Below are 14,878 nucleotides of genomic sequence, written 5' to 3'. Positions count from 1 at the left end.
TTCCAAGGCTGGTGCCCCCACCATTGCTCAATGCCTCAACGGCGACCCGTCCACATGATCGAGCTGACGACCGCGCAAAGCATCACGCCCTACAAATGGGTGAAATGGGTGCACCCGACCGAAGAGAGATAGCGCAATGATTTCAATGCCCCCGCTACTGTGCATGGGGTTGTTTTCGCAACTTTTTGTTTGGCACCGCCGAAACGGTCGCGCTCACCGCCGGCCGCGCGGCGCTTCGGCCTTGGCCGGCTGCTCGGTCTGCGGGCCGCAGGTCGCAGCCTGGAGCGTCGCCTGGGCCTGCGGCATCAGGCCGGGCTCGGCGGCGAGCGCCTTCATCACGATCAGGCCGGTGGTGCTCGGGGAATCGATGATCAGGCGGTCGGCCGCGGTGACCTCTTCGTCCTCCGGCAGCTCCTCGTGCTGCGCTTCCGTCATCAGATCGAGCTCGATCACCTTGCGGCCGGCCGAGCGATCGTTGATGGCGTAATAGGCGATCTCGTTGCGGGTGTAGAACGACACCGAGGTGTAGGCTTGGCTCACCGGCACCGTCAGCTTGATCGGCCCGCCCGAGAGGTCGTAGCGGCAGATCGCGAGCGCAAAGGCCGGATCCATGAACGGCATCGGGGAGGTCTGCGGATCGGCGAGGGGCAGCTGCGTCACGCCGTTGAGCTTGGTCATCGGCGTCAGCCGCGAATAGGCGTCCTGCGTCGCGATCCGCGGCAGCGCCAGCACGCTGACGAGATGGACCACGAGGCCCAGCACCACGCCGGCAACGATGGTGAAGGCGAGGCGGATCATGAGCAGCCCACCGTCGAGATGGTGGGCATCGGTGCGTCGCGCTGGGTGCGCGTCGCGACGCCGACAGGAGTGTCGTAGAGGCGCAGCATCAAGGCGTAGCGCTCGATGCCGCCGGTCGGCAGCCAGTTGCCGGCGCGCGAGCGCGAGGCGATGCGGATCTCGAAAGAGCCGTCGGACGACCGCACGATCTCCTGGCTGGTGAAGCCGTAGCGGGCAAGCGAGTTGGCGACGAGGTGGCCCTTGCGGTCGTACAGCGTCAGCGTCCAGAACCGCGCCGGCGGCGTCACGCCTGACACGACGACGTCGCAGCGGCCGTCGAGCGCCTTCTTCTTGTCATCAGTGGTCGCGGTGAAGGCGACGCCGTCTCCGGTGCCGATCGGCAGCTCGCCGTTGCGCACGATGGTGGCGCGCGAATAGGGATCGACGTCGGCGGTGCCGGTGCGCGGGCGCGCGGTCCAGGCGCCGATGGTGAGCGCGCCGATCTCGGTGCCGCGCGTCGTCGTCATCCAGGTCGCGCCGACGCCGACCACGGTCGCGAGCAGAAGGGCCGTCAATGTGATCAGGATCAGCCGCACGGGTTTCGATCAGTTCTTGCGCGGGGCGGATGCATTCGCATTCTCTTCCGCATAGTTCTGCGGGAAGGCGAGCGCGCTCGTCGACGACGACGGCTTGGCCGCCTTGGTGTCGTTGCTGGTTGATTTGGTCGTGGTCTTGGCCGCGTCATCGAGCAGCTTCTCGACCCGCACCAGGATGTCGGCGCCGCGCTTGGTCAGCACGGGCGGCGGACCGGGCTTGGTCTCCAGCACTTTTGGCGCCGCGGTGGCCTGCGCGTTCGCGTCCTTCGGCTGCGGCGGCAGCTTCTGGCCCATGCCGATGCCAGGGATTTCCCGGACCTCGACGCCCTGATGCGCGGCGACCATGATGTCGTGCCAGGTCTGCGCCGGCAGCGAGCCGCCGGTCATGCGGTTGGTCGGCGAGTAGTCGTCGTTGCCGTACCAGACCGCGCAGGTGAAATTGCCGGTGTAGCCGACGAACCAGGCGTCGCGATACGCGTTGGTCGTGCCGGTCTTGCCCGCGGTCGGAATGCCGTCGAGCGCGGCGCGGCGCGCGGTGCCTTCGCTGACGACGTGGCTCATCATGCCCGCCATGTCGGCGGCAATGTTCGGCGGAATGGCCTGCTTCGGCTTCGGACCGTCGCGATCCCAGCGCCAGACCAGGTCGCCGGCGCCGGTGCGCACCTCCAGCACCGCATGCGGGGTCACCGACTTGCCGCGGTTCGGGAAGGTCGCGTAGGCGACGGCATGCTCGAGCACGGTGACTTCGTCGGAGCCGATCGGCAGCGACGGCGTGTCGGGCAGCGGCGCCTTGAGGCCGAAGCGGCGCGCGACTTCGACGATCTTGGCGCGGCCGATCTTGGCCGGGTTCGGCGCCTTCGGCTGTTCCTTCTGGCCGATCGCGATCGACAGCTTCACCGGCACGACGTTGATCGAGCGCGTGATCGCCTGCGTCAGCGTCACCGAGCCGGAATAGGAATGGCCATAGTTCTGCGGGCACCAATTGCCGATGCAGACCGGGCCGTCGACCACGATCGAGTTCGGCGTGAAGCCGTTCAAGAGCGCGGTGGTGTAGACGTAAGGCTTGAACGACGATCCGGGCTGGCGATAGGCGTCGGTGGCGCGGTTGAACTGGCTGGCGCCATAGTCGCGGCCGCCGACCATGGCGCGGATGCCGCCGTCGAGATCGGCGACGACGGTCGCCGCCTGCGTTGCGTGATAGTCGCGGCCGAACTGGCGCAGCTGGTTCTCGATGGCGTCTTCGGCCGCCTTCTGCACGTTGGCGTCGATGGCGAGGCGTACTACGAAGACGCGCTCGACGTAGGATTTCGGGAAGGTGTCGACCAGCTTGCGCATCTCGTCGAAGGCGTAGTCGAGATAATAGTTCGGCGAGGCCTCGTCGCGGCGGTCGACGGCGAAGGCCGGGTTGCGGCGGGCGCCGAACACCTGGCCCTCGGTCATGAAGCCGGCATCGACGAGGTTGTCGAGCACGACGTTGGCGCGGGCACGCGCCGCGGGCAGGTTGATGTGGGGAGCGTACTTCGTCGGGGCCTTGAACAGGCCGGCGAGCATCGCGGCTTCCGAAAGCGTCACGTCGCGCGCGGACTTGTTGAAATAGAAGTGGGCTGCGCCGTCGACGCCAAAAGTGCCGCCGCCCATATAGGCGCGGTCGAGATAGAGCTTGAGGATCTCGTTCTTGGTCAGGCGCCATTCCAGCCAGATCGCGAGGAAGGCCTCGTTGACCTTGCGCTCGATGGTGCGCTCGTTGCTCAGGAACAGGTTCTTGGCGAGCTGCTGGGTGATCGAGGAGCCGCCCTGGCGGACGCCGCCGGCCTGCGCGTTGGTGACGAGCGCGCGCGCTGTGCCGGCGATGTCGATGCCGAAATGCTCGTAGAAGCGGCGGTCCTCGGTCGCGAGCGTCGCCTTGATCAGGACGTCGGGGAAATCCTCCAGCGGGATGGAGTCGTTGTGCTTGATGCCGCGGCTGCCGATCGGGTTGCCGTAGCGGTCGAGGAAGCTCACCGCCAGGTCGGACTTCTTCAGCCAGTCCTCGTCCGCGGTCTCGCGGAAGGCGGGGATGGCGAGCGTGAGCATCACGACCAGGCCGCCGAGCCCGAGGGTGGCCGCCTCCGACAGCGGCTCGATGAACACCCAGCGTTTCCACCGCCCGACATAGAAGCGGTCCATGAAGGTCGAGTAGCGCTCGTAGAGCTCGCGGATGCCCTTGGCCGAGGAGAACAGGGAAGAGTCGATGCGCGCATCCAGATCCAGGAAGAAATTCCGGACCCTCTGCTTCCAATGCGGTGGTATGATCTGGCGCACCTAGAACCCTTGAGGCTTGGTTCGAAAGCGTTCAAGCACCCGGCCGGGGGCGGCATCGAGACGTCTTGAGGGAATGTTGCGGCAAACCCAAGGCGCCCGGTTCGCGTCCTCTGGGGACTTGCTGTTCCTTCTAGCCGAGCAGGGCCTATAAACCAATGGTCAGGCTCACGATTTTGAACAACAGGCCTAATTGAACCCCGGTTCATTACGGGCCTTCCGGGGGCGTTGCTTGCAGCGTCCCGGCCGCACGGCCTAGATGGCGTTAGCCGTAGCTCTTTCGAATCTTGTTGAGGCGCATGACCGCAGCTCCCAAACGAACTTCAGACCAGGAAGGATTCTTCTGGAAAACCAAGACGTTGGAAGAGATGTCTGGGGAGGAGTGGGAAAGCCTGTGCGACGGCTGCGGCCGCTGCTGCCTGAACAAGCTCGAGGACGAGGATACCGGGAAGATCTATTTCACCCATATCGGCTGCAAGCTGCTCGATGGGACAAGCTGCGCCTGCAAGGACTACCCGAATCGCTCCGACAAGGTTCCGGACTGCGTCCGACTGACCCCGGCCAATGTCCGTACCCTGAACTGGCTGCCGCCGAGCTGCGGCTACAAGCTCGTCGCCGAGGGGCGCGACCTCTATTGGTGGCATCCGCTGGTGTCAGGCGATCCCAACACCGTTCATGAAGCCGGCGTCTCTGTGCGCGGCCGGGTCGAGGGCAGCGAGGAGGAGGTCCCCGACGAGGAGCTCGAGGACCACATCGTGCAATGGCCGGCCGTGCTGCCGAAACGGGCCCGTCTGAAGCGACGCCCGAAAGACTGAGCCGTCGTTTGACTCTCTCCGCTATCACGTCTTCGGGATGACCCCGGGGCGGGATGCACCCATGCGCCGCGGTGCCTGCCTGAGAAGAACTTTGCTGTCTACATTGGCTGCATAGAACGAATCCTTCGCGGCGTTGCGCCGCGCCATGCGTCCGATCGAGATGAACAAGTTCGACCGGCAGAGCAGTTCTGCCGACATCCAGGCGTTGCCCGACGACATTGCCGAAGAGCTGTCCCGCCTTCCGAGCGAGGTCATCAGCGTCGATGACGCCCCGTCCATCGCGCCGCCGGCTCCGCTGAGCTCCGACGAGGTCCGCACCATCGTTATCAGCCTGATGCTGACGATGTTCCTGGCGGCCCTCGACCAGACCATCGTGGCGACCGCGCTGCCGACCATCGGACGCCAGTTCCAGGACGTCTCGAACCTGTCCTGGGTGATCACGGCCTATCTGCTCGCTTCGACCGCGGTTGCGCCGGTGTTCGGCACGCTGAGCGACATCTATGGCCGCAAGGCCATGATCATCACCTCGCTGAGCCTGTTCGTGGCAGGCTCGATCCTGTGCGCGATCGCACCGAACATGCCGATGCTGATCCTGGCGCGCGGCCTCCAGGGGCTTGGCGGCGGCGGCATCATGCCGGTCGTGCAGACGGTGATCTCCGACGTCGTGAGCCCGCGCGAGCGCGGCCAGTACCAGGCCTATTTCTCCAGCGTCTGGATGGTCGGCGGCATTTTGGGCCCGGTCATCGGCGGCGTCTTCGCCGAGCACCTGCACTGGTCGATGATCTTCTGGATCAACCTTCCGCTCACGGCCGCGGCACTCGCGCTGCTGCTGCCGAAGATGAAGAAGATCCCGGTGTTCCACCGCAAGCGCAAGGTCGACTGGCTCGGCGGCGTGCTGCTGATGGCCTCCGCCGTGGTCTTCATGCTGGTGCTGACCTGGGGCGGCACGCGCTATCCCTGGCTGTCGCCGACCGTGCTCGCGATGGTGGGCGGGGCCGTCGCGCTCGCCGTCACCTTCGTCTGGCATGCACGCCGCGCGGACGAGCCGTTCCTGCCGCTGCCGATGCTCGGCGGATCGGTCGCGCCGTTCGGCCTGGCCGCCGGCGGCTGTGCGCTCGGCGCGATCACGGGCCTCACCGTGCAGCTCCCGCTCTATTACGAGTCGGTCTATCATCTCAGTGCCAGCGAGGCGGGGCTTGCGCTGATTCCGCTCGCGGCGGTCTCGACCTGCGGTGCGGCGATCGCCGGCCGCACCATGGCGCGCGCCAAGCACTACAAGCGCGTCGCCATCGTCGGCACGTCCTGGGCCGCGCTGTGCGGCCTCGGTCTCACGTTCACGACCTTGCCGCTCTGGGGGCTGCTGACGCTGATGGCCGCGTTTGCGCTCGGCCTCGGCACGACCTTCCCGGTCTGCGTGGTCTCGCTGCAGAATTCGGTCCCGCGTCCGCAAGTCGGTACCATCACCGGTGCGCTGAATTTCTTCCGCTCGCTGATGTCCTCGTTCACGGTCGCGGCCTTCGCGGCGATCCTGCTGATCGCGCTCGGCGCCGACATTCCGCTCGCCGGCGAGCATCATGTCGCGGGCGGCATCCCTGCGATCCCCACCGAGGACATGCGGCACGCATTCCGCTACGTCTTCGGCGCCGCCACCGCGCTGATGACCGGCGCCGCGCTCTGCCTGATCCTGATGGAGGAGCGGCCGCTGGCCGGTCCCTCCGTCACGCAGCAGGTGGAGATGGCGGAGTAGGGCTGTATTGTTTGAGCATGATCTTTTCGGAAAACCGCTGCGCACTTTTCCGGATCATGCTCTATCCGCCGCGGTCGGGATCGTCGTCGGCATTGCCTGCGCCCGTCTTCCGCGCTTTCGCTGCGAGCTGTTCCTTGAGTCGCGCCAGTGCATCCGTAGACCAATCACGGACATCGGTGACCGCGACCCAGGCGTCGACGTAATGCTCGGGCGCGTAGACATGGCCAAAACCCATCGGGGTATTGGTCGCGACCGCCATGTCGAGGGCGAGCTGCAGCATCGTCACGATCGGATACCAGCGCAGCTCCGGTGAGACGTCAGGTCCGCGCGGTGCGTTCATCCAGGCCGGAGCCTGAAAGGCATCGCGATAGGCGAAGAACGTGATCGCGTCGCTGGCATATTGCAGGTAGACGACGCGCATCGGGCCCCAGGGCGTATCCGGCGGCACCGTCGGCCCGTTCTGGTTCATGAAGCGCACGAAGCGGCTGTCGCGGAATTCCGGAAGCCATGCCGGCGAGCCATGGTTGCGATTTGCGGTCACCGAGCGCCAGATGCGGCTCTCGAACGGTGGCCCGCTCCATAGCGCGCCGGCAATGGGATCGCCGATCGTCTCGAACAGCTCCGCGGATTTTTCCGAGTTCATGGCGCCGAGGCTGAGCCCGTGAAGATACAGTTTCGGCCGCTTGTCCTTCGGCAGCGTCGTCCAGTAGCCGTAGATTTCCGCGAACAAGGCGCGCGCTGCCTCGGCGCCGTATTCGGGCTGAAACAGCAGCGACAGCGGGCTGTTGAGATAGGAATATTGCATCGCGACGCTCGCGACGTCGCCGTGGTGGAGATATTCGACCGTATCCATCGCGGACGGATCGATCCAACCGGTCCCGGTCGGCGTGATCACGATCAGGATCTTGCGTTCAAAGCCGTGCTGGCGCTTGAGCTCCTCGAGCGCGAGCTTCGCGCGCGCCTGCGCCGTGCCTCCGCCGGCGAGGCCCACATAGACGCGCACGGGGTCGCGTGCGGCCCGGCCCGTGACGGCGCTGATGTCCGCTGCGGTCGGACCCGAGGCAATGAACCGGCGGCCGGTGCGCCCGAGTTCCGTCCACTTCACCAGCGACGCCCGACTTCCCGTGCGATCCGGCGCCGTCGGCTGAGGCCGTTCGGGCTCGTGCATGGCGTCGAGCTCACGGAAGGACGAATCGAGTGCGCGAAATGCCGTGCTGATCAGGACATTGCTGGCGATCGACCAGAACAGCAGGCCAGCGACAACCACACCAATGACGTTCGCGACCTTGCGCGGAATGATGCGCTTCGCGTGCCCGGCGAGAAATCGCGACACAAGCGCGAACAGCCGCCCCAGCAGCAGCAATGCGGCGAACGTGACGAGGGCGATGGCGCAGACCTTGAGCGGATGCGCAGTTTCGACCGGCGCGATCTTCATCACAGCGCGGATCGAGTTCTGCCATTCGGCGGCGCGCCACAGATAGATGACGACGATAATCAGGCAGCCGGCCGCGACCAGCGCATTGGCCTGCGAGCGCAGGCGCGTCGAGGGCTCGGGCAGCTCGAGATAGTGCCACAGCCAGCGCCAAAGGTTGCCGGCGAGATAACCGATCGCAAAGCAGGCGCCGGCGAGGGCGCCTTGGGTGAGATAGCTCCGCGGCACCAGCGTCGGCGTCAGCGCGGCCGCGAAGAACAGGGCGCCCAGCATGAGGCCGACGCCGGACAGCGAGACCAATTGTCGCCGAATGAGCCGCGCCAGCTTCTTCAAAGCACCCATCGAGCGACGATTTCCTGAACCGGTAGACGATACGGTTATCCGCTGTCCTTGTCCGAAAAATTGCTCTTTCGCGGCAGCACGATCCTGAACTCGGTGAACTTGCCGGGCTCAGTCTCGATGTCGAGCGTGCCGCCGTGCTGCTTGACGATGATATCGTGGCTGATGGAGAGGCCAAGGCCGGTGCCTTCGCCGGCCGGCTTGGTCGTGAAGAAGGGATTGAACATCTTCTCCCTCACTTCCGGCGGGATGCCGGTGCCGTTATCGCGGATGCGGATCTCGATGCTGTCGCCGCGATCGCGGGTTGCCGCGATCACCACCGGCTCGTAGCCGGCGGCGCCGTCGTCCTCCGCCTTGCGCCTGGTCACCGCGTAAAATCCGTTCGAGATCAGGTTCAGCAGCACCCGCGTGATCTCCTGCGGAAACACTTCGGCGTGCCCGGCCGCGGGATCGAGCTCGTGCCTCAGCGTCACGTCGAACTGCGGCTTCTCGGCGCGGGCGCCGTGATAGGCGAGGTTGAGGCTCTCCTCGACCAGCGCGTTGATGTCGCTTAAGCGATGCTCGCCGCCGCCCTCGCGCGAAAGTAGCAGCATGTTCTTGACGATGGAATCGGCGCGCCGCCCGTGCTGCACGACCTTGTCCAGATTGTCCTTCAGAAGTCCGGTCAGCTCGTCGACCTCGCTGCGGACATCGTCCGCGAGCGGGACGGGCGCCAGCACCTCGTTCAACTCGCTCGTCAGCTCGGCGGAGAGCGAGGCAAAATTGTTGACGAAGTTGAGAGGGTTCTTGATCTCGTGCGCGATGCCGGCGGTGAGCTGGCCGAGCGAGGCAAGCTTCTCGGTCTGGATCAGCCGGTCCTGCGCTGCGCGTAAGTCATCGAGCGATCTGGCGAGCTCCCTTGTGCGGTCCTGCACCTCGTTGAACAGGCGCGTGTTCTCGACCGCGATCACGGCCTGGTCGGCGAAGGTCTTGAGCAGGTTGATTGCCTTGTCCGGAAACTGACCGGCCTCCCGCCGCGTCACCGCGATGGTGCCGATGGCGACGCCGTCGCGCAGCATCGGCACCACGAGGATGCTGCGATAACCTCTCGTCCGCGCCAGCTCCTTCATCGCGTCGGTGAGGTCGGGCTCGTTCTGCATGTCGCTGCGGAACGCATACTCTCCGCTCGTCGCCACACGGCTGTGAATGCCCGAGGAGGACAGCGGCGCCGGGAAGGAGCTGAGCAGGTCCGCATTGCCGGCTTCATTGTCAGTGGTGAAGGCGGCGAGATGCAGCATGCCGTCGATGACGCGGGTGACGGTGGAGGAATGCCCGCCGATCAGCGCCTTGGCGCTGTCGGAGATCGCCTGGAACACCGGGGTGACATCGGCAGGTGAAGCCGCGATCACCCTGAGGATATCGGCGGTCGCCGTCTGACGCTCCAGCGCCTCTCTGGTCGTGTTGAACAGGCTGACATTGCTCAGCGCGATCACCGCCTGGTCGGCGAAGGTCTGGAGCAGGCGCACATGGTGCTCGCCGAAGGCGCCGATCGTCCGGCGCGTGGCGATGATGACGCCGATCGCGGCGCCCTCGCTCATCAATGGCGCAAACAGCATGCTGCGATAGCCGCGGGCGCGCGCGATGTCGCGCGCGGCCGGCTCGAGCTCGGTGTCGGGCAATTGCGCCGCCGCACCATTGGCCACGAGCTGGTAGGCCGGGAACTGCGCGAACGGCACCGGGAATGAAGCCTGCAGCACGCGGTCGCCGGCCGGATCGGTCGGCGTGAAGGCCGCAAGATGCGCGGCGCCGTCGATGTAGCGCAGCACTGCTGTGGAGAACCCGCCGATCAGCCGGTTGGCGTTGGCGGCGATGGCGTCGAACACCGGCTGCACGTCGGACGGCGAGGTCGCCATCACCTTCAGGATCTCGGCCGTGGCGGCCTGCCGCTCGAGGGCTTCCCGTCGCTCATCGCCGAGGCGCGAGTTCTCGGCCGCGCTCGATTTCAGCTGCTGCTCGAGCTCGTCGATCCTGCGCCTCAGCGCGGCGGCCATATCCTCGGTAAGCGCGGTCATCAATCGTCCGGTGCGGCCGGGAGCAAGTCCCTTAGCCGCGCCCTTTAGCGCCAAACGCCCGGCCGGCCAAGAGTCAAGTCAACAAGACTCAACTTCACGTGCCCGGCCGCGACACCTCGGTCTCCTTGCTGGTGATGAATTCCAGAAGCACCGGCACGCCGTCCCGGGTCTTCTGGATGCCGCGCCTGATCGCAGGCACGATGTCCTCCGGCCTAGTCACGCGCTCGCCATAGCCGCCGAAGGCGCGCGCCATCGCGGCGTAGTCGCCGGAGATGTCGGTCGATCGATATTTTTCGGTCGAGACCGGCATCACCTTCAACTCGATCGCCATCGAGAAATTGTTGAGCAGGATCGACATGATCGGAATGCGCTCGCGCACCGCGGTCTCGAAATCCATGCCGGTGAAACCGATTGCGGCATCGCCCCAGACATTGATGCAGAGCTTGTCGGGCTTTGCGAGCTTTGCGCCCATCGCGAGCCCGAGGCCGTAGCCGAGCTGCGTCGTCTTGCCCCAGCCGAGATAGGTGAGGGGCTCGACCGCCTTCCAGAACGGCGAGAGCTGGTCGCGCGGGCTGCCGGCATCGTGCGTGATGATGGTGTTCTTGATGTCGACGGTGTGCTGCAAGTCCCACAGCACGCGATACGGGCTTAAGGGCGCGTCATTGCTGGTGAGCTTCGGCATCCATTTCGCCAGCCATTCCTTGTGCGAGGCCGCGATCTCGGCGGCGACTGCCGATGCATCGCGATCGGAGGTGACGGTCTTGCCGATCTCCTCCAGCAGCGCATCGAGCACGAGGCCGGCGTCGCCGACGAGGCCGATTCTGGCTTCGACATCCTTGTTGAGATGGTTCGGATCGAGCGTCGAATGGATGATGGTCTTGCCCTTGGGCATCGCGATGCCGAAATTGGTCTCGGTAAACGAGCAGCCGACGCCGAAGATGACGTCGGCCTCGGCGAGGAATTTCGGGACCGCGCGCGGCACCGCGAGGCCGCCGGAGCCGAGCGCGAGCGGATGTGTTTCCGGAAACGATGATTTGCCGCCGAGGCTGGTGGTGACGGGAATGGCGAGACGCTCGGCGAGCCGTTTTAATTGAGGCCACGCCTGCGCGTAATGCACGCCCTGGCCGGCATAGATCACGGGCCGCTTGGCATTGACGAGGAGGCTGGCGGCTTCCTTCACATGAACGGGATCGGCGCCGTAACGGGTGCGCAGCACCGGCGCGTAGTTCAGCGGCTCCGGCACCTCCTCGTTCCACATGTCCGAGGGGATCTCGACGATGACAGGCCCGCCGCGGCCGTTCTTCAGCTTGGTAAAGGCGCGGCGGAAGATATTGGCGACTTCCGCGGCCAGGATGATCGGCTCGGACGATTTCGCGAACGGCTTCATCGCCTCGCTGGAATTGAAGTTCGGCTCGATGTGCGCCAGCCGGCGCTGATAGCCCATCGGCAGCACCAGCACGGGCACGGATTCGCCGAAGCACTGGGCGACGCCGCCCATTGCATTCTCCGCGCCCGGCCCATGCTGCATGCAGAACGCGCCGATCGTGCGTCCCGACGTCACCCGCGAGATCGCATCCGCCATGTGGATGCCGACGCGCTCCTGCCGCACCATGACGGGGCGGATCTCGGCCCTGGCCGCATGCTCGATCAGGTGGTTGACGGGATAGCCGCAGAGGATCTCGATCCCCTCGCGCCTCATGATTTCCGCGATGGCGGTGCCGAGCTTCATGGCGTCTCTCTCCTCAGGCAGAGGCCGGTTGATCCGGCTGGTTGAGGAGAGAGGATCAGGAATTCCGGGAAGCGTAAAGCGCGCGCGGCGAGCGCGGCGGTAGGCCAGCTATGCACCGCGAGCGTGCACCGGCTCCGATTGGCGTGAGTGGCCACAGCCGTCCGCCGTTGGCCGCGCGCGCTGCAGCAGGCGCCTGGCAGCAATGAGATCCGGCGTTTCGAAGCCCTCGGTGAACTCGTCATAAATCGGGGCGAGCAGCCGGATGGCCTTGGTCCTGCGGCCGGTCGCGATCCAGTGTGCTGCGAGATCGGTGGCGATCCGCAACTGGAATGTCATCGCGCCTATGGCGTGCGCTTCGGCGAGCGCCTGCTGTAGCCGCTTTTCGGCGCGCTGCGGCTCGCCGGCCTGGAGAAGGACCGATGCGTCGACCCGCTGCAGTTCCGGCCGGCACCAGCGCTCGCCCTGACGTTCCTGATGGCCGATCGCCCGCGTGATGGCCTCGCGTGCTTCCGCGATCCGGCCCTGCCGAAGATAGGCGCGGGCGAGGACCGCGAGATAGCTGCCGATCCGCATCAGGAAGCGGCATTCGATCAGTTCGTCGATCGCGGCGCGAATATCCTCGGCCGCGCGCTGATCGCCACGCAGGTCGCGAAGACAGGCAGAGAAATAGCGCTCGACCGGAACCCAGCGCGAGATGCGCTCGCGTTCCAGGTTGCGACGCAGCCGCATCGTAAAACTCTCGAGCGCATCCAGGTTGCCGGTTTCGAGCGCAACGGGAAGTGCGGCAAGCCCAAGTGCGTTCGATTGCGACACCCAATGGCCGCTGCGGTCCGCGGCGTCGACGGCGTCGCGGGCCAGCCTTGCCGCGTAGTCGGCTTGCCCTTGCATCCACGCCACGAAGGGCAGGTTGAAGCGGACGGTGATGAACCGGTAGACCTCATTCGCATCCTTGCGCGAACGGCCCTCGGCCAGCGAATAGGTTGCCGCGAGACGATCCAGAACCGGGCGGCTCTTGCTCAACTCACCGGCAAAGGCGCGGGCCCAGGCCAGTGCCCGATCGGCTTCAGACGTCGCCGTCAGGTCGCGGCCGCGGTCGGCTAGCGCGGTGGCCTCTTCGAGATAGGTTATGGCGCGCGGGACCTGACCGATCTGCAGCAGGTAAAAGGCAAAACCCACCAGCGCTCGCTGCTGATACTCGATGTTGCCGGCACGCCTTGCAAAGGCGATCGCGTCGAGCCAGGCGACCTCGTTCTCATTCGACATCTTGCGGGCGTAGAACAGGCTCCATCCAAGGGCGCAGGCGAGCTTTGCCTTCGACAGATCGTCGCACGCGACCGTCTTGGCCAAGGCGAGCGCATCCTCCAGCCGCGCCTGCGCTTCCGACAGGATGAAGGTTTCCGACCACAAGGTGATCGCCGCAACCGTGAGCCTGATTCCGAGGACGGGATCGCCTTCCTCGCCAACCGCCCATGAAAGAGCTGCGCGCAAATCGGCGATGCGAGCAAGGTAGCGCTGTGTCCAATCGGCCGGCTCGCGCCAGTTCCACTCCTCCTCGGACCGTTCGAAGAGCCCGAGAACGCGCTGTGCATGGCGGCGCAGCGCCTGGCCGCAGGCGGGATCGGCCTGGCGCCGCTCGGCCGCATAGCGGCGCGTGCTGTCGAGCAGCCGGTAACGAAGCTGCGCTCCGCGGGCCTGCGCGCTCAGAAGCGATTTGGCGACGAGGCTGCCGAGGCCGGTGACGACGTCGATCGGCGTGAGCTCTGCCGCTTCCGCGACGAAAACCGCATCCTCGGCGTCGAAGGCGTCACTGAATACCGACAGCAAGGCGAACAGCCTGGCTTCCTTCTGCGACAGCAGTCGGAAGCTCCAGTCGATCGTCGTCATCAGGGTCTCATGGCGCGGCGACGCACCCTCGGCGGTGGGAGCGCGAAAGCCCAGCTTCTGGTCGAGCAGCGCCACCAATTCGCGTGGATTGAACCTGCCGATCTGCGCCGCTGCCAGCTCGATGGCCAGCGGAAGGCCGTCAAGCGAGTGGCAGATCGAGGCAACGGCCTCGCAATCACCATCGACGAACCGGTAGTCCGACCATTCGGCGGCGCGGCGGACGAACAGCTGTACCGCTGGAAACCTGACGGCCTGATCGATCGACAGGTCGAGGCCAGACTTCGGCGAGGCAAGCGAGCCAAGCCGCACGACATGCTCGGTGGCGGTGCCCAGCGGCTCGCGGCTCGTCGCCAGCAGCCTGGACGGCGATGTATCCGCCAGGAACTTGCCGGCGAAGATCGTGGCGGCGGGCAGCACATGCTCGCAATTGTCCAGAATGAGCAGCATCTGCCGCGGCCTCAGATAATCGAGGGCTGCAGCCAGACCGTTGTCCGTATTGCCTCTGATGCCCAGTGCCGTCACCAGCGCCGCGCCGAACAGCGTTGGATCGGAAATCGTCGCGAGGTCGACGAAGCAAATGCCGTCGCGGCACCTTGGCGCAAATGCCTGCGCGACGGCCACAGCAACTGTCGTCTTGCCGATGCCTCCTGCGCCAGCCAGGGTCACGTGCCTGTTGTCGACGAGCAGATCGGCGATTTCGACGATTTCCGCTTCACGACCAACGATGCCGCGCAACACGGGCGGCCGGGACAAGGGGACGGGTTCGGCGAACGCAAGTCCGTCCTCGACCTCGCCCATGCTGATTTGCACCTCCGCGATGAACTTGTACCCGCGGCGCGCCACGGTCGCGATGTAGACGGGCTCGATCTGGGTATCTCCCAGCGAACGCCGTAAGCTCCACATGTTGACCTTGAGATTGCTGTCGTGGAGGAAGGTGCCCGGCCAGGCCGCCGCCATCAGCTCATTCTTGCTGACCAACTCGCCGCAGCGCTGCACCAGCAGCTGCAAGAGCTCGAATGCGCGCCCGCCCAGTTTGACGGGACGCCCCTCGAGAAGGAGCAGCTGGCGGCGGGGAACCAGTCGGAATGGGCCGAAGCAGTATGTAAGTTCCTGTCGGCGCGTGCCCCGTTGCCGTGTCTCGGTGGCAGCCTGCATTGATCATTGCCAATCGATCGAAGCGATCGCCTGCAATTATCATGCGCTGCAAAGT

General features: G+C 65.7%; 9 protein-coding genes. 2 read left to right on the top strand and 7 right to left on the bottom strand.

From position 1 onward, the window contains the following. Nucleotides 1–213: 213 nt before the first annotated feature. From JQ592_RS01750 to JQ592_RS01740, 3 genes are read right to left on the bottom strand one after another with little or no spacing between them, the layout of a single operon-like run. Nucleotides 214–798, bottom strand: coding sequence for a DUF1254 domain-containing protein (locus JQ592_RS01750; RefSeq protein ID WP_211401195.1), 585 nt, complete (start codon nucleotides 796–798; stop codon nucleotides 214–216). After that, nucleotides 795–1,373, bottom strand: a complete 579-nt coding sequence (locus tag JQ592_RS01745; RefSeq protein WP_211401194.1) for a DUF1214 domain-containing protein — start codon at nucleotides 1,371–1,373, stop codon at nucleotides 795–797. Before JQ592_RS01745 ends, JQ592_RS01750 begins: the two co-directional genes overlap by 4 nt. Before the next feature lie 9 nt (nucleotides 1,374–1,382). Next, on the bottom strand, nucleotides 1,383–3,674 hold the full coding sequence (locus JQ592_RS01740; RefSeq protein ID WP_211401193.1) for a transglycosylase domain-containing protein: 2,292 nt from the start codon (nucleotides 3,672–3,674) through the stop codon (nucleotides 1,383–1,385). 296 nt (nucleotides 3,675–3,970) lie between these two features. Here JQ592_RS01740 and JQ592_RS01735 point away from each other — a divergent pair, with 296 nt between their 5' ends. Beyond that, the gene (locus JQ592_RS01735; RefSeq protein ID WP_211401192.1) at nucleotides 3,971–4,486 is read left to right on the top strand and encodes a YcgN family cysteine cluster protein; all 516 of its coding nucleotides are present in this window, start codon (nucleotides 3,971–3,973) and stop codon (nucleotides 4,484–4,486) included. 160 nt (nucleotides 4,487–4,646) lie between these two features. Further along, nucleotides 4,647–6,233 carry an MDR family MFS transporter gene (locus JQ592_RS01730; RefSeq protein ID WP_211401741.1) on the top strand — a complete coding sequence of 529 codons (1,587 nt, stop codon included), beginning with the start codon at nucleotides 4,647–4,649 and terminating at the stop codon, nucleotides 6,231–6,233. Nucleotides 6,234–6,294: 61 nt separating this feature from the next. Here the strand turns inward: JQ592_RS01730 and JQ592_RS01725 are convergent, their stop codons facing one another. The 4 genes from JQ592_RS01725 to JQ592_RS01710 all read right to left on the bottom strand — a co-directional run bounded on the left by JQ592_RS01725 (nucleotide 6,295) and on the right by JQ592_RS01710 (nucleotide 14,823). Beyond that, nucleotides 6,295–8,007 (bottom strand): alpha/beta hydrolase, encoded by a 1,713-nt coding sequence (locus JQ592_RS01725; RefSeq protein WP_246820088.1) that lies wholly within the window; start codon nucleotides 8,005–8,007, stop codon nucleotides 6,295–6,297. 35 nt (nucleotides 8,008–8,042) lie between these two features. Further along, on the bottom strand, nucleotides 8,043–10,055 hold the full coding sequence (locus tag JQ592_RS01720; RefSeq protein WP_246820087.1) for a GAF domain-containing protein: 2,013 nt from the start codon (nucleotides 10,053–10,055) through the stop codon (nucleotides 8,043–8,045). Nucleotides 10,056–10,149: 94 nt separating this feature from the next. Then, entirely contained in the window at nucleotides 10,150–11,805 is a 1,656-nt protein-coding gene (locus JQ592_RS01715) for a thiamine pyrophosphate-requiring protein (protein ID WP_283816080.1), read from the bottom strand. 87 nt (nucleotides 11,806–11,892) lie between these two features. Next, entirely contained in the window at nucleotides 11,893–14,823 is a 2,931-nt protein-coding gene (locus tag JQ592_RS01710; protein WP_211401190.1) for an ATP-binding protein, read from the bottom strand. Nucleotides 14,824–14,878: the final 55 nt, after the last annotated feature.

The sequence above is a fragment of the Bradyrhizobium iriomotense genome (assembly GCF_018129405.1).
Taxonomy (GTDB): domain Bacteria; phylum Pseudomonadota; class Alphaproteobacteria; order Rhizobiales; family Xanthobacteraceae; genus Bradyrhizobium; species Bradyrhizobium iriomotense_B.
Note: the sequence above shows the minus strand (reverse complement) of the source record. Positions and strands in the feature narration are given on the sequence as shown.